Origin of the sequence: Capillimicrobium parvum (assembly GCF_021172045.1) — a bacterium.
GTDB lineage: Bacteria > Actinomycetota > Thermoleophilia > Solirubrobacterales > Solirubrobacteraceae > Capillimicrobium > Capillimicrobium parvum.
In genome coordinates this window covers 5,514,551-5,538,373 of sequence record NZ_CP087164.1, presented here as the reverse complement: position 1 = coordinate 5,538,373, position 23,823 = coordinate 5,514,551, and the positions used below count along the sequence as shown (strand labels likewise).

The following is a 23,823-nucleotide window of genomic DNA, read 5'->3' as shown; positions in this document are numbered from 1 at the left end:
CGAGGCCGACGGCTTCGCGCTGAAACTCCCGAGTCGGTGCGGTCATCCCGTCTCCTTTGCTGGTCTGTGTCGCGCGGTCGGCATGCGAACGACGATGTTGGATCAGTCGAGCCCTGTCGGGTTCGTGGTGGTTTCCAGGACCTCGTCGGCGCCGCTCACCGCGAGGACGCGCTCGATGGCGGCGGAGCCGGTGACGAGCACGACGCGGCGGTCCTCAGCGCGAGCGCGCCGGGTGGCGCCGACCAGTTGCGCGAGCCCGGCGGAGTCGATGAACGCGGTGTCGCGGAGGTCGATGACGATCGTCGCCGGGCGCTCGCGCTCCACCGTCGCGATCTGGGCTGCGAACTCGTCGCCGGTGCTGAGATCGAGATCGCCGGCCACCGTCATGGTGACGCGGCCGGCGTCGGGGCCCTCGACGGCCAGGCGCAAGCCGGCGCCGTTCGCGACGGCGGGTTCCGCCGCCTGAGCGGTCGCCCGCTGGCCGGCGTCGCCGACGGCGTCGAGCCGTGCCGCGACCGGCGCTGCTGCGACGGCCTGGCCTTCGACGTTGACGCTCGGCAGCCACTCAAGCCAGCGCGGCAGGTACCAGTTGCGGTCGCCGAGGAGCTGCATGACGGCGGGGATGACGACGGTGCGGACGATGGTGGCGTCGACGAGCAGAGCGATCGCGACGCCGAAGCCCATCTGCTGGAAGCCGACGAGTTCGCCGGTCGCAAAGCCGGTGAACACGACCACGATGATCAGCGCGGCTCCGGTGATCAGCCGGGCGGTGGAGCTGACGCCGTGGATGATGCCGTCCGTGGTGCTGCCGGTCTGGACGTAGCGCTCGCGGATGCGGCTGAGCAGGAACACCTGGTAGTCCATGCTCAAGCCGAACAGGACGCTGAACAGGAAGACCGGCACCCAGGCGTCGATGCGCTCGACCGTCCCGAAACCGAACACGTCGGCGCCCACGCCATGCACGAACACCAGCACGAGCAGGCCGTAGGCGGCGCCGACGGACAGCAGGTTGACGGCGATCGCGGTCAGCGGCACGACGATCGACCGGAACGCCAGCGTCAGCAGCACGAAGCTCAGCGCGAGCACGAAGGCGATGACGAGCGGCAGGTCGCTGCTGACCATCGCGAAGTAGTCGCGGTTCTCGGCCGGGATCCCGCCGACGAGGACCTTGGCCGGGGCGCCCGCGAACGCGGCGCCCGCCTGGTCGCGCAGCCGGTTGATGGCCGTGGTCGCGCGCTCGGACGCCGAATCGGCGGTCATCGGGAGGGACAGAACGGTGATCTGCGGGCCGCGCTGGATGGTCGTCGCGCGCGCGGCGAAGTCCGGATCCCGGGCCAGCTCGCCGCGCAGCGCGGTGATCGCGCGCTGCACCCGGGCGTTGGTGGGCGGGCCGTCGACGACGATGTGGACCGGTGTGGTCGCCCCGGTCGGGAAGTCGCGCTCCAGGGCGATCAGGCCCTGCTTGCCGACCGTGCTGTCCGGCAGCGACTGCGGGCCGGAGGCGCCGAGCTTGAGCCCGAGCACCGGCACGGCGGCGGCGAGCAGCAGCGTGCAGGCGAGCGTCGCGCTGAGGCCCGGGTGGCGGACGACCGCGCGGACGGCGCCGCCCCAGAAGCGCCCCTCCTCGCCCATGCTCTCGGCGATGCGCTTCCCGATCCACGGGACGCGCAGTCGGTCCACGCGGTCACCGAGGACCATCAGCAGCGCGGGATGGAAGGTGAGCGCGACGAGGATCGACACCAACGCAACGGCGATCGCGCCCACCGCCAGGCTGCGCAGCGTGGCGTCCGGCATCAGGAACATCCCCAGCATCGCGAGGATGAACGCCACGCCGCTGAAGACGACCGCGCGGGTGGCGGTACCGGCGACGATGAGGATCGCCTCATGCGTCGAGGCGCCGCGGTGGCGCTCCTCGCGCAGCCGGGAGACGATGAACAACGAGTAGTCGATACCGAGGGCCAGGCCCATGGCGACGAGCATGTTCACCACGAAGATGTTCAGCTGGAACGCCTGACCGACCGCCGCGACCAGGCCCATGGCCACGACGATCGAGAGGATCGCCATCATCACCGGGATCGCCGCGCCGACCAGCGTCCCGAAGACCACGACCAGCACGATCAGCGCCGCCGGAAGCCCGAACCGCAGCTCGCCCTGCTGCAGGTCGGACTCAGAGATCTTCGTGAAGTCGCGGTCGATCGTGTTCTTGCCCGTGATGTGCACGGCGAAGCCGCCCTGGCCGTTCGCCGCCTGGACCGCAGTGATCATGTGATCGACCGACGTCGTCTTGGGCTCGTCTCTCATCACGATCTGCAGGAGCGTCGCGTGGCCGTCGCGCGATACGAGGGCCGCGCCGCCGGGATCCTGATAGGTCGCGACGCTGCGAACATCGGCCAGGGCACGAAGCTCGCCGGCGAGTTGCCTGACGCGCGCGGCGTACGCGGCGTCGCGGACGGTCCGTTGGCCTGAGCGCACGATCACGAACTCGTCGAGCGCGTCAGAGCCGGGCAGCCGCTCGTCGATGAGGTCCTGGGCGCGTTGCGATTCGGGCTTCGACGTGACGCCGCTGTCCGTGGTCAGCGCGCTCGAAAGCAGCCCGCTCGTCAACGCGATGCCGACGAGCGCCAACAGCCCCCAGATCGCGAGGACGCGCTTCGGGCGGGCGGTGGCGTATCCCGCCAGCCGGCGAGGGCCGAACCCCCCTCGTCGAGTCCGCCGGCTTTCCCGCGACGCCTGCGTGCTCATAGCTCCCCTCACTCACTGCGCTGGAGCGCCGCGGCCGTCGGGCCGCGCCCAGACCCGCCGATCCTAGTCCGCCGGTCCCGAGGAGTGCAACTTCTGGTAGCGAAAATATGACGTCGTCTATTGCGGCTCTGTTAGCCTCCTTTCGAGGGATCGGGGCCACGTCAACGCTACTATCGGTAGCGGAAGCTGACGTGCGTGCGGAATCATCACTCGAGCATCAGCCGGACGGCTCCGGGCGGCGCGGTCGCGGTCGCCCGCCGTCGCCGGGAATCGACCGGCGGATCCTGGACGCCGCCCTGGAGCTGCTGGCCTCGGGCGGCTACGCGGGGTTTCGTCTCGACGAGCTGGCGAAGCGCGCGGGCGTCGCCAAGACCACGATCCTCAGGCGCTGGCCGTCCAAAGCCGCCGTCGCGGCCGCCGCCGTCGAGCAACTGGCCCTGCAGACCATCGACGTCCCCGCATCCGGCACCCTGCGCGGCGACCTCCACGCGCTGCTGACGAGCGCGGTCGCCGTCTTCACCAACGGCGGCGGCGCCTTCGTGCCGCGGCTGATCCGCGAGTCCGGTCACCACCCCGAGATCGCCGACCTGCTGCACACCGTGATCCACGCCCGGCGGCTCGCCTACCGGCGCGCCCTCAACCGCGCGATCGCGCGCCACGAGCTCGACCCCGGCATCGACCAGGAGCTCATCATCGACCTCCTCGTCGGCCCGATGTGGACCCGGCTCCTCATCACGCGCGAGCGCATCGCCAAGCCCTTCGTCGACGACATCGTCGATGCCGTCATCCGCGCATTCCCGCCACCCGCCGATCCCACGCCCGCATCCGCCGCGCCCGCGTGACGCTCCCGGCCGCCGGCCCACCCGTGAGGGCGTGGATGTCATCCGACACGGGGGTCAACCCCGCGGCCTCGAGAGTGGCGTCGGTTCCCGTTCCGGTGTCCACCCATGACGACGATCAGCACAGACCGTTTCTCGCAGTAGGATGCAGCCGTGCCGGAGACGTTCGTGTGGGCGTCCGGGTCGAACCGCGCGGCGCTCATCGGGGGCATCGGCGTCGGCGTCATCCAGGCCGCGACGCCGCTCCTGTTCTGGTGGCTCGACAGCTCGACGGTGTACGCGCTCGGCCTGGCGGCCATCGCGGCGATCTACGTCGGGTTCGCGGTGTCCGACGGACGCGCGAGGATCATCGCTGTCGAGAGCGGCGTGGCGTTCGCCTTCGTTATCGTGGGTGTCGCCGCGGTCACCGGCACTCCGTGGCTGCTGGTCGCCGGCTTCGTCGGCCACGGCCTGAAGGACCTCTGGCAGCACCGCACCCATTTCGTGGCCGGCACGCGGTGGTGGCCGCCCTTCTGCATGGCCGTCGACTGGGTGGTCGCCGCCATCATCGTCGTCGAGATCGCGGCCGGCCTGCACTTCCGGTAGGCGCTGCGCAGCGCACGGTGGCGGCTGACACGGGCGGCGTCGCTCGCCCGCTCAAGTTCCCGACTGCCCCGGTGCCGGCGGCCGGAACATGCCCGGCAGCATCCGCCGCCAGTGGGTGCGGACGACATCGAGCGTGGCGGGCCAGAACCCGGTGCGCGGAACCGCCCGCCAAAGCTCGCCCTTGAGCCAGGGCCGCGGGATGCCGAACCGCCTGAGCTCGGGATACACCTCCACCAGATCGGAGCGGCGGACGAGCTCGACCTCCGTTGCCATCCACCACCGCGTCGTGAATGCGTGGTGCTGCTCACACGCGTCCATACACACCCGCAACCGCTCCTCCGGCCAGCCGAACGGCTCAAGCGTTCGACGCGCGTAGCGGGCGGAGTCCTTGATGTACACGTCGCCGGTGCTGGCCGGCCCATACAGACCGGAATCGTGGAGGAACGACGCGCAGAGCAGCAGCTCGCGGTCATACGGGATGCGGCGCGTGTCGGCGATGCGCTCCGCGATCAGGTACTGGCGCATCGTGTGGCGCTCCATGTCGCCGTCCGTTTCGCCCGTGGCGGCCCGTAACGCCCTGAGCGCCGCAGCCTCGGCTTCAGTGGATATCAACTCGTCTGCGTGGCGCCGGATGGTGCCGCGGATGTCCCGCCACGTGAGAGGTCGGGCCGCGTTCGCCGCTGCGGCGCCGGCTTCGACCGTCTGCTCCTCCGGATTCGCCCCGCTCGCCATTGCAGCCTCGCTTGCTTCCTCGACGGCTACGGATTCGCGCCCGGCGAGCATACGCTGAACTGGGTCCAGGCCGCTGCTCGTTGCCAATGCCGAGCGGCGGGCCAGGATCCCATGGCGCCAGACCTCCGGGACGCCCTGCTCGGCGAGGCCGGGCTCCGCGCGCGTCCTACGTCAGGTCCCGTCGCCGAAGCGCGAGTCCTGTGACGCCAGCATCGAGAGGCGGACCTGTCTCGACCTGCCGCGTCAACGTCAGAGGACTTCAACTCAATGAGTCGCTCCGGTTCGCCGTCGGTGATGGTGAGGAAGTCGAAACGGGGAGAGCCTGCCGACGCCAGCCGCCTCGAGCTCCCCATGATCGGTCTCACGACGACGTGTGCGGCCGTCCCTGCTTCGATCCAGCAACAGGTCGGGGTGCTCGCCGGTACCGCGCCGGCGTGCGCCCCGACCGCGCCGCAAAGACCGATCCCGGTTGCCCGCCCGCTCCGTCCGGGCGTACGATCGGCCGATGGCCGCCCGGATCGTGCGTGCCGCCTGTCCGCATGACTGTCCCGACACGTGCGCGATGCACGTGACCGTCGAGGACGGGCGCGCGACGCGCGTCGTCGGCGATCCCGAGCATCCGATCACGCGTGGCTTTCTGTGCGGCAAGGTGTCGAACTACCTGGAGCGGGTGTACTCGCCGGAGCGGATCCTGCATCCGCTTGTGCGCGAGGACGGCGGCTTGCGGCGCGCGTCGTGGGACGAGGCGCTGGATTGCGCGGCGACGGCGCTGCGGCGGGCGCGCGACGAGCACGGGGGCGAGTCGATCCTGCCGTACTCGTACATGGGCACGCAGGGCCTGATCCAGGGCGATCTCATGAGCGCGCGGCTGATGAACGCGCTGGGGGCGAGCAACCTCGTGCGCACGATCTGCGCCACCGCGGGTTACACGGGGACGGCGATGGCGCACGGCGTCTCGCCGGAGGTCGATCCGGAGGAGTGGCCGAACGCCCGCTTTCTGTTGGTGTGGGGCTGGAACCCGATGTCGACCGCGCCGCATCTTTGGCGGCGGCTGCTCGACGCGCGGGCGGCCGGCGCTCGTTTGGTCGTGGTCGACCCGTTTCGCAGCCGTACCGCCCGGGTCGCCGACGAGCATCTGCGTCCGCGGCCGGGGACCGACGCGGCGCTGGCGATCGGCATGATGCGCGCGATCGTCGATGCCGGCCTGCAGGACGAGGAGTTCTGTCGCACGCATGCCGATGGCTATGACGAGCTGCTGGCCGTGCTCGACCGCTATCCGGTTGATCGCTGGGCCGGGATCTGCGGGGTGGACGCGGAGGCGGTCGCCGCCGTCGGCCGGGCGTTCGCCACGACGCGCCCGGCGCTGCTGCGGCTCGGGGTCGGCGCGCAGCGGCACATGGGTGCTGTGCAGGCCTACGCGACGATCGCGTCGTTGGCGACGCTCACCGGGGCCTGGCGCGATCGCGGTGGCGGCTGCTCGTACATCCCGCTCGCCACGACGGCGGCGCTGAGCCGGGGTGCGCTCGTTCGTGCGGACCTGCGGCCCGGGCCGGTGCGCGACGTCAACATGGCGCAGCTGGGCCGGGCGCTGACCGACCGGGCGCTTGACCCGCCGGTCAAGGCGCTGGTCGTCTGGAACTCGAACCCGGCGGTCATCGCGCCCGACCAGGGCGGGGTGCTGGCGGGGCTGGCCCGCGACGATCTGTTCGTGCTGGTCCTCGAGCAGTTCGTGACCGATACGGCGCGTCACGCCGACGTCGTGCTGCCCGCGACGACCGCGCTCGAGCACCGCGACGTCGTCTTCTCGTGGGGTCATCACTACGTGACGTTCAACGAGCCGGCGATCGCGCCGTTGGGGGAGGCCAAGCCGAACACCGAGATCTTCCGCCTGCTGGCGGCGCGCCTGGGCTTCGACGACCCGTGCCTGCGCGAGTCCGACGAGCAGCTGCTCGACGCGCTCCTGGCGACCGGCCCGTCCTTGCCGGGGCTGCGCGAGCGCGGCTGGGCGAAGGTCGATCTCGGGCAGGGTCCGCTGCCGCACGCCGAGGGCCGGTTCGGGACGGCGACGGGTCGTGCCGCGCTGCATGCGAGCTACGTCGCGCCGGTCGAGGTCGCCGACGCGTCGCTGGCGCAGCGCTACCCGCTGGCGCTGATCACGCCCAAGACGCACCTGTTCCTGAACTCGACGTTCGCCAACCAGGAGCGCCAGCGGTCGGCGCAGCCGCTGCCGATGGTGGTGATCAACCCTGCCGATGCGAGGCGGCGCGAGATCGAGGATGGCGGTTGGGTGCGCGTGTTCAACGATCGCGGCTCATTTCGCTGCGTGGCACGGGTGTCTGATGACGCTGCGGCCGGTGTCGTCGTCGCGCCGATGGGCTGGTGGAACTGCGACTACGCGGACGGGCTGAGCGCGCAGGCGACGACGTCGCAGGCGCTGACCGAGATGGGCGCGGCGCCGACGTTCAACGACAACCGGGTCGACGTGGCGCCTGACGTGGGGGGTGGCAGATGAGCTCCAGGCCGGCCGGCGGCTACTCGATCGCGGCACGCGAGGACGCGCTGGACTTCATGGCCCAGTACCCGGGCTACGGCGAGCAGCGGTGGTACAGCGACGCGCTCGGGACCGAGCAGGTGTCCTTCAGCTGGCGGCGCATGCTCCCGGGGACCGGCGGCCGCGGCAGCTACGGCCACCGCCACCCGGGCCAGGAGGAGGTCTTCTTCGTGATCTCCGGCACGGTCACGTTCAAGGTCGGCGACGACGTCTTCGCGGCGGGACCCCGGACCGCGGTGCGCATGACCGGCGAGGAGTTCTACTCCGTCCACAACGACACCGACGCCGAAGCGCAGCTGCTGATCTTCTCGACGCGCTGCGCCGCGGCGCCACCGGAGAAGATGGACGGGTTCTGGCCGTGAGCCCGGCGGACGCGGGGCAGAGCTCCGTCGCCCTGGTGTGGCGGCCCGGGTGAGCGTCGTGTGCCCTAGCCAGGGAGTTCCTTGGCCAGAACAACATCGAGTTCGAATCGATCAACGTTCTCGACGGCGAGGGCGAGCGCCGGTGGATCTCGCTCGGGCGCCCGGTCGTGCCGTCGCTCGTGGTCGACGCCGCGGTTACGCCGATCATGCATCCCGTGCAGATCGCCGCCGCGCTCGGCCTCCCGCTCGAGCCACGGGCGCAGGGACAGCGGCTGGCGTGGGACATCTACACGATCCTCGATGCCTGGTGCGACAGCATCGCCCTCCTGGATTGGGAGGTCCTGATCAAGCCGACACCCTCGCGCGGCCGCTCGCTGAGGAACCTCACGGTGAACGTGTCCTATCCGATCGGGCTGCTGCCGGCCGCGTGGCGGACGGGGCGCTTTGACTGGCAGCCGGAACGCGATGACGAGGTCGAGCTCGAGCTGCGCTCCAGCCGCGGGGTCCACGACTTCGGGCGTTCGATCGCGGATCGCTACCTGGGCTTTCTCGCCGACGAGGAGGCGCAACTGCCCCTGCACGACCGGGAGGTTCACTCGTCGCGCGGCGACATGTCCTTCCGCTCCCTGGTCGAGTACCAGCGCTGGCACGCGGGCTTCCACTACCGCCAGCTCCGCGCGTTCTGCCGCGGCCAGCGCATCGACCTGCCGCCGGACGTGCTCGCGAGCGTCCCGGATCTCGTCCTTCCGGACTCGGTCTTCTGAGAGCCGCGATGATCCGCGACACTACGAACAAGACCAACACCGACGTCGGTGGGCCACTTCAAGCGACCATCCTTGAGGCCGTGTCAGAGCCGGCATCCGACGGCCGTTGTCGAGGTCAAGGTGCTCGACGTCGATCAGACGCTCTGGGACCTGCTCAAGGCCATGTCGGTCGTCGACGGCTCCTCGCAGTACGAGCGCGGGTACCTCGTGGTCGCAACGACCCCAAGCGGTGGCGCGACGCCGAGGTCGCCGCGCTGTTCGCGCCGCCCAACGCGAACTCGCCAGCCGGTGTGCGCGACTGGACGACGGCCGATCTGATCTCGCGCTGGCAGCGCTCATGGGCGTGCCTCCTCGAAGGCGGACGTGCACGACCGCGTGACGTCGCCGGCCGAATTCGCAGCACCTTCCTCGGCGCGCATCAGGTGTCGACGTTTCCCGAGTACGAACTGCGCGCGATCGCCGTCGAGCCACTGGACTATCTCGAACGGCTCCGCTTCGACGACGACGGCTGGCCGGTTCGCGCGCCACGGCGAGCCGGCGGACTCGGCCTACACGACCTTCTCGACGCCTAATGGCTGCCGACCGGTACCGCGAGGGCCGCCCTGACCTTCGCAGCTACCACGAGACCCGAGCGAGCGAGCGCGCTCGCTCGTGCCGTCGGGATGCGGATCGACGAGCCTCCGCGCGACGACGCCGACCTCGCGGAGCTCCTTGCCTGCACCCTCGGCGAGATCCGCCGCGTCGGCTCGCCGTTCGACCGCTACCTCGAGGCGCCACAGCCGATCGCCGGTCTATACCGGCGCCATGGGCCGCAGCTCGCCGATGCGGCCGACGGTCTTCGGTTCACAAGATCCTGTGAACTTCTGTACGAAAGCGGCCGGACGCGTCCGTCCGACCGACCGCCACGCGCGGCGAAGTCTGGAGCCGCTCGGCGATCCGGCGTAGTCGCAGCCGTTGGGAGTGCCGGCCGAAAGGGCTTGTTCCCGCTCCGCGCCAGTCGCGAACAAGGCTCAGGTTCCAGAGCTGTTTCCGATGGCGAGACCCGGACTCGAACCGGGGACACCACGATTTTCAGTCGTGTGCTCTACCAACTGAGCTATCTCGCCGTGATGAGGCGTCCAAGGGTAGCGCCCGGGCGGCGGTCAGCGGTCGCGGCGGCGGCGCCTGGCGGCGGCCACGCGAGCCGCGCGGCAGTCGTGCTCGAGGGGGCGTTCGATCGGGGAGGTGCAGGTGCCCGCGCACGCGGGGCAGACGTGGGTCGCAGGGCGGCGGCGGGAGGGGCGGTCGCGGGCGGGTTCGCGCTTCATCCGGGCTCCCAGGCCTTGAGCTGGGCCAGGGGGTCGATCGGGGCGCCCTGCTGCCAGCCGCCGATCCAGATCTCGAAGTGCAGGTGCGGGCCGGTCGCGGAGCCGGTGGCGCCGACGCGGGCGAGCAGGGTGCCCGGGGCGACGGTCTGGCCGACGGACACGGCGGTGGACCCCTTGAGGAAGTGGCAGAGGAAGAAGTCGCGGCCGTCGACCGACCGAATGACGACGTAGTAGCCGGCGCCGGCGGCCTGGTAGTCGACGACCGTGACGACGCCGGCGGTGGGGGCGACGACGGCGGTGCCCGCGGCGGCGGTGACGTCCTGGCCCTGATGGACATGTCCGGGACGGCCGGCGCCGAAGCGGGCGTCCTCGCCGCCGAACGTGTGCGGGCCGGCCACCGGGAACACGCCGGGCGTCGTGATCGCCGGTGGAGTCGGGGCCGGCGCAGGGGCCGGAGCCGGTGCGGGAGCGGGCGCCGGGGTCGGGGCCGGTGCGGGCGCCGGAGCGGGAGGGGCGGGCTTCGGCTTGGGCTTCGGCGGAGGCGGCGGCTTGAACACCTGCAGCATCGCCTGGCCCGGATAGCCGCGCCGGGCGAGCGTCCGGCCCGCCGGGTCGGTTGCGTGGAGGCTGACCTTGTAGCGCCCGGCGGCGAGCTTGGCCTTGCGCGGCCAGCGTACGGTGACCGTGTGGCCGACCGCCACGCGCCCGACCGGCACATCGAGCACCGGCTTGCGTGAGGCACGGCGGCCGGAGGCGAGCACCATCACGCGCGCGGTCACCGTGATCACGCCCCGCTGGCGCACCCGGAAGCGCACCTGCGGCAGCCCGCCCGCGCGCACGCGCCGCGGCGCGACCTGCAGGAAGGTCGCGACGGGCCGGGAGTCGACCGGATGCAGCGGGGCGCCGTACGCGGAGCCGCCGGAGCCCGGCGGCCCGAAGTACGCGGACCCGCCGACGCGCAGCGCCGCGGTCGACGCGACCACGCCCGTCGCGCGAGCGCCGGCCGACGCGGCGCGCGCGGTGGCGGCCCCGCCGGCCGCGCCCGCCGCCGGAGCCGCGAGCGCAACCGCGAACGTGGCGACGACCATCCCCGCCGCCTCCCCGCGCACAACCGTCCCGACCATCCTCATCACGGACAGGGTCGGCTCGTGCGAGCGCACACACGCACGGTCCCGCAGCTTTGCGCAGGTTTGGCGAGCGACCGGTCAGGTTCGCTGCAGCTTCGCCGGCCGCAGCCTCAGCGCTCCAGCATCCGCGCCATCAGCTCGAGCGAGCCGGCCTTGCTCAGCGGTTCGTTGAGGTTCCCGCACTTCGGCGACTGCACGCACGATGGGCACCCCGCCTCGCACGGGCACTCGCCGATCAGCCGGTGCGCGTCGCCGACCAGCGTCTCGAACACCTCGTAGCCGCGGCGGGTGATCCCGACCCCGCCCGGGTGCCCGTCGTAGATGAAGATCGTCGGGCGCCCCGTCTGGGGATGCAGGTTCGTCGACAGCCCGCCGATGTCCCAGCGGTCGCACATCGCCAGCAGCGGAAGCACGGCGATCTGGGAGTGCTCGGCGGCGTGCAAAGAGCCGAGCAACAGCTCGGTCGGGAACTCCACCTCGACCACGTCAGGCGGCAGCTCGTACCACAGCGCCCGCGTCGTGAACTCCGTCTGCGGCAGGTCCAGGGCCTGCAGGTCGATCACCTCGTGGTCGGGCAGGTGCTTGCGCTGGTAGGCGATCACCGTCTCGGTCACCCGCACCACCCCGTAGGAGAGCTCGACCCCGAGACACACACGCCGATCCAGGAGCCGCTCGATCTCCGTCAGCGTCTCCTTCTTCGGCTGCGTGTACCAGTCGCCGTCGAAGGGCTTCACAAGAGCACGCCGCGCGGCCAGGTCCAGCTCGACCACCTCGTAGGACCGCGCCTGGTGCAGGTAGACCGCGCCCTGGTGCGTCGTCGTGAACGCCCGCGCCGACTCGACCGTCCCGAGCAGCTCGCCCGACGACACGTCGACCACCGCGAACGAGTCCGGCGACGCCGATCGCAGCGACACGCGTGCCGCCGGGAAGTCCTCCGGATGGCGCAGGGAGTACACGCCGTGCACCTCGCGCAGGACGCCCGAGGACACCAGAGCATCGGCATGCGCGCGCCACGCCGGCCCCAAGACCCCCGCATCAGCAGTGCTCAGCGGCCCCTCGTGCGCCGCGCACAGCAGGTGCGCCTGGTGGATCTCCTCGTTCTCGAAGTCCAGGATCGCCGACTCCACCGGCCGCTCGAGGAACTCGTCCGGGTGCCGGCAGAAGTACTGATCGAGCGCGTCCTCGCCGGCCACGTACACGGCCAGCCCCGTCCGTCGCCGGCCCGCGCGACCCCACATCTGCCGCAGCGACGCGACGGTGCCCGGGAACGTGACGACCACGCAGGCATCCAGGGCGCCGATGTCGATGCCGAGCTCCAGCGCATCGGTCGTCACCACGCAGCGCAGCTCGCCCGAGACGAGCCGCGCCTCGATGTCGCGGCGCTGCTGCGGCGTGTAGCCGGCGCGGTACGGCTCCACGACGTCCGCCAGCGCGGGGTCCCGATCGCCCACCGCGTCGCTGACGAGCTTCGACACGAGCTCGACCGCCCGCCGCGACTTGATGAAGCAGATCGTCCGCGCCCCCGAGAGCACGAGGTCGCGCAGTACGTCCGCCGCCTCACCCAGGACGGACCGTCGCTGCGCGAGCGCCTCGTCGACGATCGGCGGGTTCCACATCGCGATCCGCCGCGCCGCGCTCGGTGAGCCGTCCTCGTCGACGAGCTCGATCTCCTCCAGCCCGGTGAGCCGCTCGGCCAGCTCGACGGGGTTGGCGATCGTCGCCGACGCGAGCATGAACCGCGGCTCGCTGCCGTACGCGCTCGCCACCCGCCGCAGCCGCCGCAGCACGTTGCCCATGTGCGAGCCGAACACGCCGCGGTACACGTGCGCCTCGTCGATGACGACCGCGTCCAGCCGCGTGAAGAAGTCCGCCCACGCCCCGTGGTTGGGCAGGATCCCGACGTGGAGCATGTCGGGGTTGGTCAGCACGACGTTCGCGTTGCGACGGATCGCCAGCCGCTCCTCGCGCGGCGTGTCGCCGTCGTAGATCCCCGGCCGCACGCGCTTGCCGAGCCCGAAGCCGACCAGCGTCCGGTACTGGTCCTGGGTCAGCGCCTTCGTCGGGTAGAGGTACAGCGCGCGGCTCGTCGGCACCGCGAGCAGCTGGTTGATCGTCGGCAGGTTGAAGCACATCGACTTGCCCGACGCCGTTCCCGTGGTGACGATGAACGGCCCGGTCATCGCCGCCTCCACCGCGCGCGCCTGATGCGCGTAGAGCCCGTCCGCAGGCAGCTTCTCGAGCAGCCGCGGGTCCAGCGGCGGCGGCGCCTCGAGCACCGGCCGGCGCGCGCCCTCGTAGGCCTCGCGCACGAGCCGCCCGTCGTCGCGGCCGGACGCGAGCAGCTCCTCCCACGGCTCGACGGTCGCGGCGCGCGAGCTCACGGCGCGGGCGCCGGCGGCTCGCGGCGCAGGTGCTCGGCCAGCTCGGCGTCGTCGGCGATCTCCGCGTCGCCGCGCAGCACCGCGAGCACGCGCAGCAGGTCGCGGACCTCGGCGACGTCGTGGACGCGCAAGATGTGCCCCGGGCGTCCGGTCACCGCCGCGACGGCGGCCAGCGTCGCCGCGAGGCGCTCACGGGGCCGGCGGCCGGTGATGACCCCGAGGAAGTCCTTGCGCGACAAGGCCAGGAGCACCGGCCGTCCGAGCGCCTCGACGCGGTCCAGCCGGCGCAGCACCTGCACGGTCTGCGCGGGGGTCTTCGCGAAGTCCGGGCCCGGGTCGACGATGACGTGCTCCGGGCTCAGCCCGTGCTCGCCGGCCACCGCGATCCGCTCGCGCAGGAAGCTCACGACGTCCTCGACCACGTCGTCGTAGAGCGCCGGGTCCGTGAGCCGTTGCTTCGGCCGCCCGCGGTTGTGCATGACGACGAGGCCCGCGCCGGCCTCCGCGCACGCCACGGCAACGTCGGGGTACAGCAGGCCGCTCGTGTCGTTGACGATCGCCGCGCCGGCGTCGAGCACCGCGCGCGCCACCTCCGGCCGGTAGGTGTCGACCGAGACGAGCACGTCGCGCTCGGCGGCCAGCGCGCGCACCAGCGGCAGCACGCGCCCGATCTCCTCGGCGACCGGGATCTCGGGCTCGTTGGTCACCCCCGACTGGCCGCCGACGTCGATGAGGTCGGCGCCCGCGTCGAGCAGCGTCTCGGCCCGCGCCACCCGCTGCGCCAGGGTCCGCAGCTGGCCGGCGTCGGAGAACGAGTTCGGGGTCGCGTTGACGACGCCCATCAGCAGCGGGGTCGTGCCGATCGCCAGCGGGCCGGCGGTGGTGGTCACGGAGATCTCGGAGGTCACGTCCCCGCACCAATACACGATCGCCGCCGCACTTCGGCCCCGTCGGGTGTCTTGGCGCGCAGCCAGACCACCTCCAACTCGCTCACAGCGAACGTTCCGAGCTCGAGGTCGCGCCGCGCCGCCACCCCGTCGAGCAGCGCCTCGCCCACCGGTCCCGTGAAGCGCACCACGGTCACATGGCCGGCATCCTCCCCAGCCAGCGCCGGGCCCCAGGGCAGGAACCGCCCGGGCGCCAGCTCGTCGAGCGCGGCCACCATCGCCCGGCGCAGCGGCCCGAGCCCGTCGCCGAACACCTGCGCGAAGACGATGGACGGGGCCAGGTTCAGCCCGCGGACGCGCGCGGTGAACGGCGCGGCTGCCGCCGCCGCCGCCGACAGCGCCCGCGCGACGAGCGCCTGCGCGTCGGCGCCGATCCGCCGCCACGGGTCGAGGTTCAGCACGGTCAGGTGCAGGCCCGCCGCGTCGTAGGCGAGGTGCTCGCCGCCGGCGACGTCCCGGCCTGCCGCCGCCAGCCGCGCGGCCACCTCCTCGGGCACCGGCGCCACCAGCGAGACGTTCTCGCCGCCCGGCGAGCGCAGCGCCAGCTCGGGCGCCGCGCCGAACCTCGTCACATGCGCGCGCATCGCGGCGTACAGCGCATCGAGGTCGGTCATGGTCGCGGTGCGTAGATCGGCGGACGCTCCACGACGCCGGCCGGCGGCTCGCCGTCGGGTCCGGTGAGCCGCCCGTCCCGCGCGAGCTGCACGGCGACGCACCACAGGATCGCCTCCGACATTGCGGCGAGGTCGGCGAGACGCTGGTGGCGGTTGCGCACCACCCCGATGTCGGCCTCGGCGATCGCCTCGAGCCCGGCCCGCCGCCACGTCTCGATCAGCATCCCGATCTCGAGCGCGTAGCCCGTCCAGACCGGCAGGCTCGCCAGCAGGTCGCGGCGGATGGCGATCTGGCCGCTCAGCGGCTGGCGCAGCACGGTCAGCTCCGGGTAGAAGCGGCGCAGCAGCGGCTTGGCGAGCAGCTCGGTGACGCGCCCGCCGCCGCTCGGGTCCAGCGTGCCGTCGGCGTTCAGCGGGCGGGCGAACGCGCCCTTGACGAGCCCGATCGCGGGGTCGGCGATCAGCGGCCCGGCGAGCTGCTCGATCCAGTGGCGGTCGACGTCGATGAGGTCGCCGTCGACGAGGCAGACGATGTCGCCCTCCATCTCCTCTTGAGCGCGCCAGATCGCGTCGCCCTTACCCGACGGCGAGCCCACGTCGATGATCCGCGCGCCCGCGTCCCGCGCCTCGTCGAGCGTGCGATCGCGGCTGGCGCTGAACGCGACGGCGACGTCGGCCACGAGCCCCTCGTCGCGCAGGGCGACCAGCGGCGCCAGCACACCGGCGATGGTCTCCTCCTCGTCGCGCGCCGGGACGCACACCGCCACGCGAAGCGGCGAGCCGCTCAGGACGCCCGCGAACGCCTCTGCCGGAAACGAGCGCCGGCGGCGCCAGGCGACATGGTCCACGGGTTCGAGATTACTGTCCGCCCGGCACATGGCCCCGCTGCGCTGCGCCTACCTCGACCTCGACGGCACCCTGCTCGGCCGGGGCGCCTCGCTCGTCCACGACGGCGAGGGCCGGCCGAGCCTCCTCGGCGTCCGCGCCGTGGAGGCGTGCCTGCGCGCCGACGTCGAGGTCGTGCTCGTTTCCGGGCGCCGGGCGGCGCAGATGGCCGAGGACAGCCGCCTGCTCGGCCAGCGCGCCTACGTCTTCGAGGCGGGCGCCGGGCTCGTCGTCGACGGCGACACGTACTGGTCGACGGGGGCCTTCGATCCGGAGGGCGCCCACACGATCCACGACCAGATCGAAGACACCGGAGCCCCCGCGCTGCTGCTCGACCACTACGCCGGCCGCCTCGAGTACCACGAGCCCTGGCACCGCAACCGGCAGGTGTCGCACCTCTTCCGCGGCCTGCTCGACGTGGCCGAGGCCGATGCGCTCATCGGGCACCGCGGCCTGCGCCTCGTCGACAACGGCGTGGTGCACCGGCGGTCACCGGCACTTGCCGACCTGCCGCAGGTCCGCGCGTACCACCTCGTTCCCGCCGACGCCTCGAAGGCCGGCGCGGTCGCGCGCCACATGCGCATGCGCGGCCTGGGCGCCGAGGAGACGATCGCGGTCGGCGATTCGCGCGAGGACCTGCGGATGCACCAGGTCACCGGCACGTTCTGGTTCGTCGCCAACGCGCTGCAGCGCGATCCGACGCTGCACACCGCGCTCGCCGGCGTGCCGAACGCGCGGGTGGCCGAGGCGAGTCACGGCGCCGGCGTCTACGAGGCGATCGTCACGACGCTGGCCGAGGGTCGCGGCTGAACCGCGCGCGCCGGCGTCTACGAGGCGATCGTCACGACGCTTGCCGAGGGTCGCGGCTGAACCGCGCGCGCATCCGGGCCCAGAAGCCCGGCCGCGGCCGCCGGATCCAGCGCGCGGGCGGCGGAACCGTCGTGCGCACCAGCGCGACCCAGGCGTCGAGCGGGAGCTCGCCCGCGATCAGGCGCGACAGGCCGCCGGTCACCGGGGCCTCGACGCCGTTCGCGCCCAGCGCTCGCGCCAGCAGCGGCACCATGTCGAGCGATTCGACCGCCTGGCCGATGCGCTGCGGGATCTCGTGGCTCGCCACTCCCTCGGCCAGCAGCTCGCCGGCGCGGCGGTTGCGGCTCTGCGGCGCGAGCGCGGTCGCGACCAGATCGCCCGTCCCCGCCAGCCCGATGAACGACTCCGGCCGCGCGCCCTGGGCCTCGGCGTAGCGCCAGATCTCCGCGAAGATGTGGCCGGCCGCCGCGCCCGCGGCGTTCAGCCCCTGTCCCTCGGTGGCGCCGGCCGCGAGCGCCGCGGCGTTCTTCGCCGCGCCCGCGAGCTCCACGCCGATCGGGTCGTTGGAGACCTCGCACACCACGCCCGCGCGCGTGAACACGCCCGCCAGCGTCGCGGCCAGCTCCTGCGAGGCCGAGGCGGCGACCAGCCCGGCGCCGTCGGCGACCATCTCGCGGGCGTGCGCGGGCCCGCCGATCACGGCGACGCGGTCGGCGCCGAACCCGTCGCGCAGCAGGATCGTCGGCGCGGTGCCGTCCGGCGGCACCAGCCCCTTCGCCAGCGAGACGACCGCGGCGCGCGGCGGCAGCCCCGCGCCGGTGAGGCCGCGGATCACGGCGTCGAGCCCGCGGGACGGCACGCCGAGGAAGACGAGGTCGGCCCGCGCGAGCCCGCTCTCCACGGACTCGACGCGCAGCTCACGCGGCAGCTCGACGCCGGCCAGGTAGACGCGGTTCTCGCGGTCGGCGCGCAGGCGGTCGGCCTGCTCGGCGGTGCGGGCCTGCAGCGTCGTGCGCAGCCCGGCCCGGACCAGCAGCACGGCGACCGCGGTGCCGAACGACCCGGCCCCTACGACGACCGCCCGGCGGGTCCCGGGCAGGGAGAGGCTGAAGGATGGAAGCGTGCGGTCGGCCACCGGAAGGACGCCGAATCTAGTGGACGTCTTTCCGGCGCCCTGAGGCTCAGATGGGTGGGGCGACGGCCGTGCCGGTCAGCGCGGACGCCGGTGTGCCCGACACGCTGCTGTTGACCGCGAGCTGGGCGCTGCGCGGTCCCGGATCACCGGTCGGCGCGAACCGCACCTTCGCGGTGCACGACTGCCCCGGGCTCAGCGCCGCTCCCGTGCACGTCGTGCGCCCGAGCTGGAACTGGTCGGGGTCGGATCCGCCGATGTCCACGGAGCTGACGGTCACCGGGACCCCGCCGATGTTCTTCACCGTCCACGTCCCGGTCTTCGTCCGCTGGCCCACCGGCACCGCGCCGAACGCGTGCGCGGGCGGCGTGATCCGCAGCGCCTCGACCGCGTCGCCGGTCCCGGTCAGCGCCGCCGTGGCGGGCGCGCCGAGCGACGAGCTGCCGATCTCGACGCCGGCGGCCTTCGCGCCGCCGCTCTTCGGCGCGAAGCGCGTGCGGATGTAGCACGTCCGCCGGGGCGCGACCGTCTCGCCCGTGCAGCGGTCGAGGGTGATCTCGAACTGCGACGGGTCGGCCCCGCCGAGCGTGGCGGCGTCGATCGTCACGCCGCCGGCGCTGCCGTTGTAGACGACCAGCTTCTGCTGGCGCGAGAGCGCGTTGACGCTCACGGTGCCGAAGTCGGCGCTGTCCGGGACGATCGTCAGCACCGGCGAAGCCGAGGCGCTGCCCGTCAGCGTCGCGGTGGCCGGCGTGTCGATCGCGTTCGTGTCGACGACGAGCGTGCCGTCCTTCGCGCCCGGGCCGCCGACCGGCTGGAAGCGCGCCTCGACGACGCAATGGTCGCCCGGCGCGAGCGACCGCCCGGTGCAGCCGTCGTAGCCGGCCGGGATCACGAAGTCGCCGGAGTCCGTCCCACCGATGCCGACGTTCGAGACCTGCAGGGTCTCGTTGCCGTCGCTCGAGACGGTGAATTTCCGCCGTGTCGAGTAGCCGCCGACCTGGGTGGGCTGGAAATCGGCGCCGGCCGGCGTGACCGTCGCGTGCGCGCCGGTGAAGGTGACGTCGGTCGACACGCTCTCGGAGTCGAGCGTCGCCGTCACCGTCGCGGTGCCGGGCAGGTCGCCCGACGTCAGCTCGGTGAGCGACAGGCCGCCGCACGTGCAGTCCTCCGCGGGGTCGACGTCGCCGAGCGTCGTGGAGAACGCCACCTGCACGTCGTCGCCGATGCCCTGGGGCAGGATGTCGTCGCCGTCGCTGTTCGTGTTGAACGACGCGGTGATCTGGCTCGTGTCGCCGCCCACCGGGATGGAATCCGGGTCGGCCGAGATCGTCATGATCGACCATGGGTCGGCGTCGACGTTCGCGCCGGAGTAGTCGTCGCAGCCGGGCTGGTTCGGTCCTTCGTTGCAGCCCCACCAGTTGTTCGTCGCATCGACGTCCGCGTCGCCCTCGACGAGGAGCCCGGCCGCACCGGTGCCGAAGATCCGGTTGCCGTGCGCATCCAGGATGTCGCTCAGCGCGCCGGCGGCGACCTCGATGCCGCTGCCGCCGAGGTCGTGGAGGTTGTTGCCGTCGACGATCGGGTCGGACACGACCGTGCCGCCGTCGGGTGTCAGACGCAGGCCGTCGCCGTCGCCGTCGATGGAGTTGAGCTCGATGTCCGCGTCGGCGTCGCCCGCCAGCAGGATGCCCGCCTCGGTCACGCCCTCGACGAGGTTGCCGACCACGCCCATCGAGCCGGTGACCCGCATGCGCGTGAATGTCGCGTCGCCGGTCGACCAGTTCTCCTGGACCTGGCCGTTCGTCGAGCCGTCGAGATCGACCGCCGTCGAGTTGCGCCGGAACAGGTTCTGGAAGAGGAACGTCTGGTCGTCGCTGAAGCCCTGGACGGCCTCGCCGGAGGCCGCGTCGTTGTCCTGGAACAGGTTGAAGGCGACGAACGCACTGCCCGAGCCGTCGAGCTCGATGCCGCGCTCCAGATGCTCGAAGATCGAGTACCAGACCTGGTTGACGTGGGCACCCGATTCGATCAGGACCGCCTGCCCGCTCGCCGGGCCGGTCGCCGGGCCGAACGTGAAGCCGGCGATCGCGATGCCGTCCACTGTCGCGGTGACCGCCGGGCTGCCGCCGTCGCCCATCCAGCGCGCCTCCGCCGCACCGCCGCGGGCCGGGTCGTCGGGGAAGTCGTTCGAGAACGGACCGACGATCGTGAGCTCCTGACCGACGACCACGGACTCGACGTAGGTGCCGGCGGCGACGTTGATGGTGTTGGCCGCGTCGGACACGTCGACCGCGTGCTGGATCGTCCGGCACGGCGTCGCCTCGACGGCGCACGTGTTGGCGGCGTCGTCGCCGGTGGTCGCGACGAAGCGCTCGGCCGGGGCGGCGACCGCGGGCGCCGCGGCAACCGCCAGCACCGCGAGAACCAACGTCGGGATGACCCGGATCGACCGTGACCTGCGCATCGTCTTCCTCCATGAAGGGCAGCGGAGAGGCCAGCCTAATGGGTCACGCGCGTCTCAGAGCCAGCCCTTCTCCTCGGCGGCCCGCACCGCCTCCGCGCGGGTGCGCGCGTCGAGCTTCTGCATCGCCGAGGACAGGTAGTTGCGCACCGTCCCGGCCGACAGGTGCAGCACGGCGTCGCGGCGGTAGTGGCGAACGTCGTCAATCCGGCATGACATCTGTCATGAGAAGACGCGCGAGCCGCGCCCCCGCCGCCTCCAGCCCGCCGCCGCTCGCCTCGAGCACGTGCTGGAGGTCGAGGATCCGCTTGCCGAACCGGTCGAGCCGGTCGGCGCCCACGATCGCATGGCACGGGACGCCGGCCTGGCGCGCGCGCACGGCGATCTCCCCGGCGATCCGGCCGTCGACGGTGTCGCGGTCGAGCACCGGCTCGCCGGCGACGACGGCGAACGCGGCGCGCATGCGGACGTCGAACGTCGCATCGAGTCCGCCGGCGACCGGGTACACGTCCGGCGCCGGCAGCCCGGCGGCGACCACCCCGCGCGCGACGGCGGCCCCGTCCAGACGATCGAGGGCGAGCAGGAGGCGCACGGGGCGCAATCCTGTCAGCGGCGCTCGACCGGCGCCTCGCGCCCCGGCGCGCTCGCGGCGATGCGGTCCGGCGCGGGCGCGGGCTCGAGCCGCGGGCGGTCGTCGTGGGCCTCGAGCAGCGGCTTGAGCAGGTCCATCGGCAGCGGGAAGACGACGGTCGAGCTCTCGGAGTTGCCGATCTCGCGCAGCGTCTGCAGGTAGCGCAGCTGCAGCGTCGTCGGGTTGCGGCCGATGATGTCGGCGGCGTCGGCCAGGCGCGTCGCGGCCTGTGCTTCGCCCTCGGCGTTGATGATCTTCGCGCGCCGCTCGCGCTCGGCCTCGGCCTGGCGCGCCATGGCCTGCTGCATCGAGGCGGGGATCTCGACGTCCTTGATCTCCACCGTCGTGACCTTCACGCCCCACGGCTCGGTCTGCTGGTCGATGATGGTCTGCAGGTCCTCGTTGAGGCGCTCGCGCTCGGCCAGCAGGGTGTCGAGCTCCGCCTTGCCGAGGACGGAGCGCAGCGTCGTCTGGGCGATCTGCGAGGTGGCCGCCTCGAAGCTCTCGACCTCGACGACGGAGCGGTTGGCGTCGACCACGCGGAAGTAGGCGACCGCGGTCACCCGGGCGGGCACGTTGTCGCGGGTGATGAGGTCCTGCGGCGGGATCTTCAGCGTCACCGTGCGCAGGCTCACGCGCACCATCCGGTCGACGATCGGGATCAGCAGCACGAGGCCCGGCCCGCGCTGGTCGATCAGCCGCCCCAGCCGGAACACGACCCCCCGTTCGTACTCGCGCAGGATGCGCACCGACGTTCCGACCAGCGCGACGAGCGCGGCGACGAGGATGACCAGCACGACGATCACGGCGGCCACGTCAGACCACCTCCCAGGGTTCGGCTTTGCGGACGGTCAGCGTCAGCCCGTCGACGCGCTCGACGACGACCGGGTCGCCGGGCTCGAGCGCCTCGTCGTCGAAGCACCGCCGCGCGCGCCACAGGGCGCCCTCGACGAGCACCTGGCCCTCGGGCGCGATCGGCGAGCGGGCAAGGCCGGCGCAGCCGATGAGCGCCTCGCGCCCGCTGCGGGGCCGGCTGGGCTTCGAGCGGGCGACCTTCAGCCCGGCGGCGAGCAGGACCCCGCCGAGCAGCGCGCCGAGCACCAGCGCGAGCACGATCGCGAGGATGAGCCCTCCGCCCGCGCCCTCGATCGCGAGGATCGCCCCGCCGACGACGGCCGCGGTCCCGAGCGCGCCCAGGGCTCCGGCGGACGTGACGTGCGCCTCGGCGATGACGAGCACCACGCCGGCGAGCAACAGCGCGATGCCCAGACCGACCATGGACAAGGGATACGCCTCCGAGCCGGTTCTGGCAAGCGGGAACCCGGAACCCGTCCGGCCGGCGCTCAGCTGTCGAGCTGCTCGACCCGGCACTCGGCCGGATCCTTGTCGTCGCGCCAGCGCTGCACCTTCGCGCCGTGACGGATGCGGCCGTCGCTGACGTGGTCGAAGGTGACCTCGACCACCAGCTCGGGGCGCAGCTTGACCCAGGCGAGCTCGCGTCCCTGGGTCCAGCGGGAGGGCTCCCCGCTGCCGCGTTCACCGGTCTCGTAGGGCGCCAGGCGATCGACGAGCTCGCGCTTCTCCTTCGCGGTGAAGCCCGACGAGTGCCCGACCTCCCGCAACCTGCCGTCGGGCGTGTAGAGGCCGAGGATCAGGGCGCCCACGGTCCGCTCGGCCTTGCCCGGCCGCCAGCCCAGGACGACCGCGTCGATCGTCCGCACGCGCTTGATCTTGACCATGCCCTTGCGCTCGCCCGGGCAGTACGGGGCGTCGAGCTCCTTGGCCACGACGCCCTCGGCACCCTGCAGCCATGGCTGGGCGCCCGCGGGATCGAGCGTGAACGGGGTGATGTCCATCGGCGCGTCGACGATCGCCTCCAGCGCCGCGCGGCGCGCGCGGAACGGCTGCGCCAGCAGCGTCTCGTCGTCGCGGGCCAGCAGGTCGAACGCGACGAAGCGCGCGGGCGTCTTCTCGGCGAGCATCGCCACGCGTGACGCGGCGGGGTGGATGCGCTGGCCGAGCAGGTCGAACTCCTGGCCGCCGCGCTCGTCGAGGATCACGATCTCGCCGTCGACGACGTAGCGGCCGGGCGGGAAGCGCAGCTCGGGGAAGTAGCGGTTCAGCGGCTTGCCGTTGCGCGACTGCAGGTGCACGTCGCCGTCGTCGACGAACGCGATGGCGCGGAAGCCGTCCCACTTCGGCTCGTAGGCCCAGCCGTCGCCCTCGGGCAGCGCCGCGCGCGAGCGGGCGAGCTGCGGGGCGACGGGCGGGCTGAGCGGCAGGGCCACGGCCCGGGAGGCTACTTCGTGCGCAGCTCCGCGACGATGTCGAGCAGGGTGCGCGCGAGGAACGCGGCGGCGTCCTCGCGGGAGAGCTCCGGGTTGCGCAGCAGATCGCCGAGCGCGATGGCGAACAGACCCGTGTAGGCCCGCAGCGCGAGCCGGTGGCCGGCCGGAACGTCCGTCGTGCCGAAGTGGTTGACGAGCATGCGGTCGACGAGCGCGTCGCGCATCGCATCCGCGATCTGCTGCAGCCGGCGGTCCGAGCCCACCGGCCCGGTCGGCAGCAGCGCAAGGACGGTCTCGCGGTGCTCGTCGGCGAACGCGAGGAACGCCTCGGTGTTGGCGGCGACCATCTCCGCGGGGGGCAGCTGGCGGTCGACGCGGACCGTCTGCGCGGCCAGCCGGGCGAACCGGGCGAACACCGCCGCGAACACGCCCGCCTTGTCCTCGAAGTAGTGCGAGACCAGCGCGCGGCTGGCCCCGGCCTCGCGGGCGATCTCCGCCATCGACACGTCGACGTAGGGCTGTGCGGCAAAAACGCGCGTCGCGGCCTCGAGGATCTCGTCGCGCCGGTCGGCGGGGTCGAGCCTGCGGCGGCGGGCGGGGAGCGGTGGGGCGCTAATGGGCAAGGCCTTCAGAGCATACGCCGCCACGCCGTGCCCGTGTGT

General features: G+C 72.7%; 21 protein-coding genes, 1 tRNA gene and 1 pseudogene. 7 read left to right on the top strand and 16 right to left on the bottom strand.

Annotation, left to right across the window (positions count from 1 at the left end; all coding sequences use genetic code 11):
- Positions 1–102: 102 nt before the first annotated feature.
- Positions 103–2,625, bottom strand: a complete 2,523-nt coding sequence (locus tag DSM104329_RS26840; protein ID WP_259312937.1) for an MMPL family transporter — start codon at positions 2,623–2,625, stop codon at positions 103–105.
- Between the two features lie 224 nt (positions 2,626–2,849).
- On the opposite strand from DSM104329_RS26840, the gene DSM104329_RS26835 reads away from it, so the two are divergent.
- Together DSM104329_RS26835 and DSM104329_RS26830 are read left to right on the top strand one after the other, a co-directional pair.
- Complete coding sequence (locus DSM104329_RS26835) at positions 2,850–3,584, top strand: TetR/AcrR family transcriptional regulator (RefSeq protein ID WP_259312936.1); 735 nt, start codon at positions 2,850–2,852, stop codon at positions 3,582–3,584.
- A gap of 150 nt (positions 3,585–3,734) precedes the next feature.
- Positions 3,735–4,166, top strand: coding sequence for a hypothetical protein (locus tag DSM104329_RS26830; RefSeq protein ID WP_259312935.1), 432 nt, complete (start codon positions 3,735–3,737; stop codon positions 4,164–4,166).
- A 51-nt stretch (positions 4,167–4,217) separates the two neighbouring features.
- Here DSM104329_RS26830 and DSM104329_RS26825 read toward each other — a convergent pair whose 3' ends face one another.
- Entirely contained in the window at positions 4,218–4,949 is a 732-nt protein-coding gene (locus DSM104329_RS26825; protein ID WP_259312934.1) for an HD domain-containing protein, read from the bottom strand.
- A 454-nt stretch (positions 4,950–5,403) separates the two neighbouring features.
- Between DSM104329_RS26825 and DSM104329_RS26820 the strand changes: the two genes are divergently transcribed.
- The 4 genes from DSM104329_RS26820 to DSM104329_RS26805 all read left to right on the top strand — a co-directional run bounded on the left by DSM104329_RS26820 (position 5,404) and on the right by DSM104329_RS26805 (position 9,147).
- Positions 5,404–7,410, top strand: coding sequence for a molybdopterin-containing oxidoreductase family protein (locus DSM104329_RS26820; protein ID WP_259312933.1), 2,007 nt, complete (start codon positions 5,404–5,406; stop codon positions 7,408–7,410).
- Positions 7,407–7,811: a cupin domain-containing protein gene (locus DSM104329_RS26815; RefSeq protein WP_259312932.1), complete on the top strand. Its 405-nt coding sequence runs from the start codon at positions 7,407–7,409 to the stop codon at positions 7,809–7,811. Before DSM104329_RS26820 ends, DSM104329_RS26815 begins: the two co-directional genes overlap by 4 nt.
- A 215-nt stretch (positions 7,812–8,026) precedes the next feature.
- Entirely contained in the window at positions 8,027–8,575 is a 549-nt protein-coding gene (locus tag DSM104329_RS26810) for a hypothetical protein (RefSeq protein WP_259312931.1), read from the top strand.
- An 8-nt stretch (positions 8,576–8,583) separates the two neighbouring features.
- Positions 8,584–9,147 carry a hypothetical protein gene (locus DSM104329_RS26805; RefSeq protein ID WP_259312930.1) on the top strand — a complete coding sequence of 188 codons (564 nt, stop codon included), beginning with the start codon at positions 8,584–8,586 and terminating at the stop codon, positions 9,145–9,147.
- 461 nt (positions 9,148–9,608) lie between these two features.
- Here DSM104329_RS26805 and DSM104329_RS26800 read toward each other — a convergent pair.
- From DSM104329_RS26800 to DSM104329_RS26775, 6 genes are all read right to left on the bottom strand, one after another.
- Positions 9,609–9,681, bottom strand: a tRNA-Phe gene (locus DSM104329_RS26800).
- Between the two features lie 197 nt (positions 9,682–9,878).
- A complete protein-coding gene (locus tag DSM104329_RS26795; protein ID WP_259312929.1) occupies positions 9,879–11,012 on the bottom strand; it encodes a M23 family metallopeptidase in 1,134 nt (377 codons plus the stop codon).
- Between the two features lie 107 nt (positions 11,013–11,119).
- Positions 11,120–13,390: a DEAD/DEAH box helicase gene (locus DSM104329_RS26790; RefSeq protein ID WP_259312928.1), complete on the bottom strand. Its 2,271-nt coding sequence runs from the start codon at positions 13,388–13,390 to the stop codon at positions 11,120–11,122.
- Positions 13,387–14,298, bottom strand: a complete 912-nt coding sequence (gene folP / locus DSM104329_RS26785) for a dihydropteroate synthase (protein ID WP_259312927.1) — start codon at positions 14,296–14,298, stop codon at positions 13,387–13,389. The genes DSM104329_RS26790 and folP overlap by 4 nt, the downstream gene beginning before the upstream one ends.
- Positions 14,295–14,951: a 2'-5' RNA ligase family protein gene (locus DSM104329_RS26780; protein ID WP_259312926.1), complete on the bottom strand. Its 657-nt coding sequence runs from the start codon at positions 14,949–14,951 to the stop codon at positions 14,295–14,297. The genes folP and DSM104329_RS26780 overlap by 4 nt, the downstream gene beginning before the upstream one ends.
- Positions 14,948–15,799: a glycosyltransferase gene (locus DSM104329_RS26775; protein ID WP_259312925.1), complete on the bottom strand. Its 852-nt coding sequence runs from the start codon at positions 15,797–15,799 to the stop codon at positions 14,948–14,950. The genes DSM104329_RS26780 and DSM104329_RS26775 overlap by 4 nt, the downstream gene beginning before the upstream one ends.
- Positions 15,800–15,827: 28 nt before the next feature.
- Here DSM104329_RS26775 and DSM104329_RS26770 point away from each other — a divergent pair, with 28 nt between their 5' ends.
- Positions 15,828–16,646: an HAD family hydrolase gene (locus DSM104329_RS26770; RefSeq protein WP_259312924.1), complete on the top strand. Its 819-nt coding sequence runs from the start codon at positions 15,828–15,830 to the stop codon at positions 16,644–16,646.
- Between the two features lie 31 nt (positions 16,647–16,677).
- Here the strand turns inward: DSM104329_RS26770 and DSM104329_RS26765 are convergent, their stop codons facing one another.
- The 8 genes and pseudogenes from DSM104329_RS26765 to DSM104329_RS26730 all read right to left on the bottom strand — a co-directional run bounded on the left by DSM104329_RS26765 (position 16,678) and on the right by DSM104329_RS26730 (position 23,784).
- The gene (locus DSM104329_RS26765) at positions 16,678–17,781 is read right to left on the bottom strand and encodes an NAD(P)H-dependent glycerol-3-phosphate dehydrogenase (protein ID WP_259312923.1); all 1,104 of its coding nucleotides are present in this window, start codon (positions 17,779–17,781) and stop codon (positions 16,678–16,680) included.
- A 46-nt stretch (positions 17,782–17,827) separates the two neighbouring features.
- A complete protein-coding gene (locus DSM104329_RS26760) occupies positions 17,828–20,245 on the bottom strand; it encodes a choice-of-anchor D domain-containing protein (RefSeq protein ID WP_259312922.1) in 2,418 nt (805 codons plus the stop codon).
- 54 nt (positions 20,246–20,299) lie between these two features.
- A pseudogene (locus DSM104329_RS26755) lies at positions 20,300–20,419 on the bottom strand (LuxR C-terminal-related transcriptional regulator); the annotation flags it as partial.
- 25 nt (positions 20,420–20,444) lie between these two features.
- On the bottom strand, positions 20,445–20,834 hold the full coding sequence (locus DSM104329_RS26750) for a glycerate kinase (RefSeq protein ID WP_259312920.1): 390 nt from the start codon (positions 20,832–20,834) through the stop codon (positions 20,445–20,447).
- Between the two features lie 14 nt (positions 20,835–20,848).
- Entirely contained in the window at positions 20,849–21,688 is an 840-nt protein-coding gene (locus DSM104329_RS26745; protein WP_259312919.1) for a slipin family protein, read from the bottom strand.
- 1 nt (position 21,689) lies between these two features.
- Entirely contained in the window at positions 21,690–22,151 is a 462-nt protein-coding gene (locus DSM104329_RS26740; protein WP_259316261.1) for an NfeD family protein, read from the bottom strand.
- 65 nt (positions 22,152–22,216) lie between these two features.
- Positions 22,217–23,161, bottom strand: a complete 945-nt coding sequence (locus DSM104329_RS26735; protein WP_259312918.1) for an ATP-dependent DNA ligase — start codon at positions 23,159–23,161, stop codon at positions 22,217–22,219.
- Between the two features lie 11 nt (positions 23,162–23,172).
- On the bottom strand, positions 23,173–23,784 hold the full coding sequence (locus DSM104329_RS26730) for a TetR/AcrR family transcriptional regulator (protein ID WP_259312917.1): 612 nt from the start codon (positions 23,782–23,784) through the stop codon (positions 23,173–23,175).
- Positions 23,785–23,823 lie beyond the last annotated feature (39 nt).

Coding starts and splice junctions, on each gene's coding strand:
- DSM104329_RS26835 (WP_259312936.1), top strand. CDS start 2,850: ATGACGTCGTCTATTGCGGCTCTGTTAGCCTCCTTTCGAGGGATCGGG.
- DSM104329_RS26825 (WP_259312934.1), bottom strand. CDS start 4,949: ATGCTCGCCGGGCGCGAATCCGTAGCCGTCGAGGAAGCAAGCGAGGCT.
- DSM104329_RS26820 (WP_259312933.1), top strand. CDS start 5,404: ATGGCCGCCCGGATCGTGCGTGCCGCCTGTCCGCATGACTGTCCCGAC.
- DSM104329_RS26815 (WP_259312932.1), top strand. CDS start 7,407: ATGAGCTCCAGGCCGGCCGGCGGCTACTCGATCGCGGCACGCGAGGAC.
- DSM104329_RS26805 (WP_259312930.1), top strand. CDS start 8,584: ATGATCCGCGACACTACGAACAAGACCAACACCGACGTCGGTGGGCCA.
- DSM104329_RS26795 (WP_259312929.1), bottom strand. CDS start 11,012: ATGAGGATGGTCGGGACGGTTGTGCGCGGGGAGGCGGCGGGGATGGTC.
- DSM104329_RS26780 (WP_259312926.1), bottom strand. CDS start 14,951: ATGACCGACCTCGATGCGCTGTACGCCGCGATGCGCGCGCATGTGACG.
- DSM104329_RS26770 (WP_259312924.1), top strand. CDS start 15,828: ATGGCCCCGCTGCGCTGCGCCTACCTCGACCTCGACGGCACCCTGCTC.
- DSM104329_RS26760 (WP_259312922.1), bottom strand. CDS start 20,245: ATGCGCAGGTCACGGTCGATCCGGGTCATCCCGACGTTGGTTCTCGCG.
- DSM104329_RS26740 (WP_259316261.1), bottom strand. CDS start 22,151: ATGGTCGGTCTGGGCATCGCGCTGTTGCTCGCCGGCGTGGTGCTCGTC.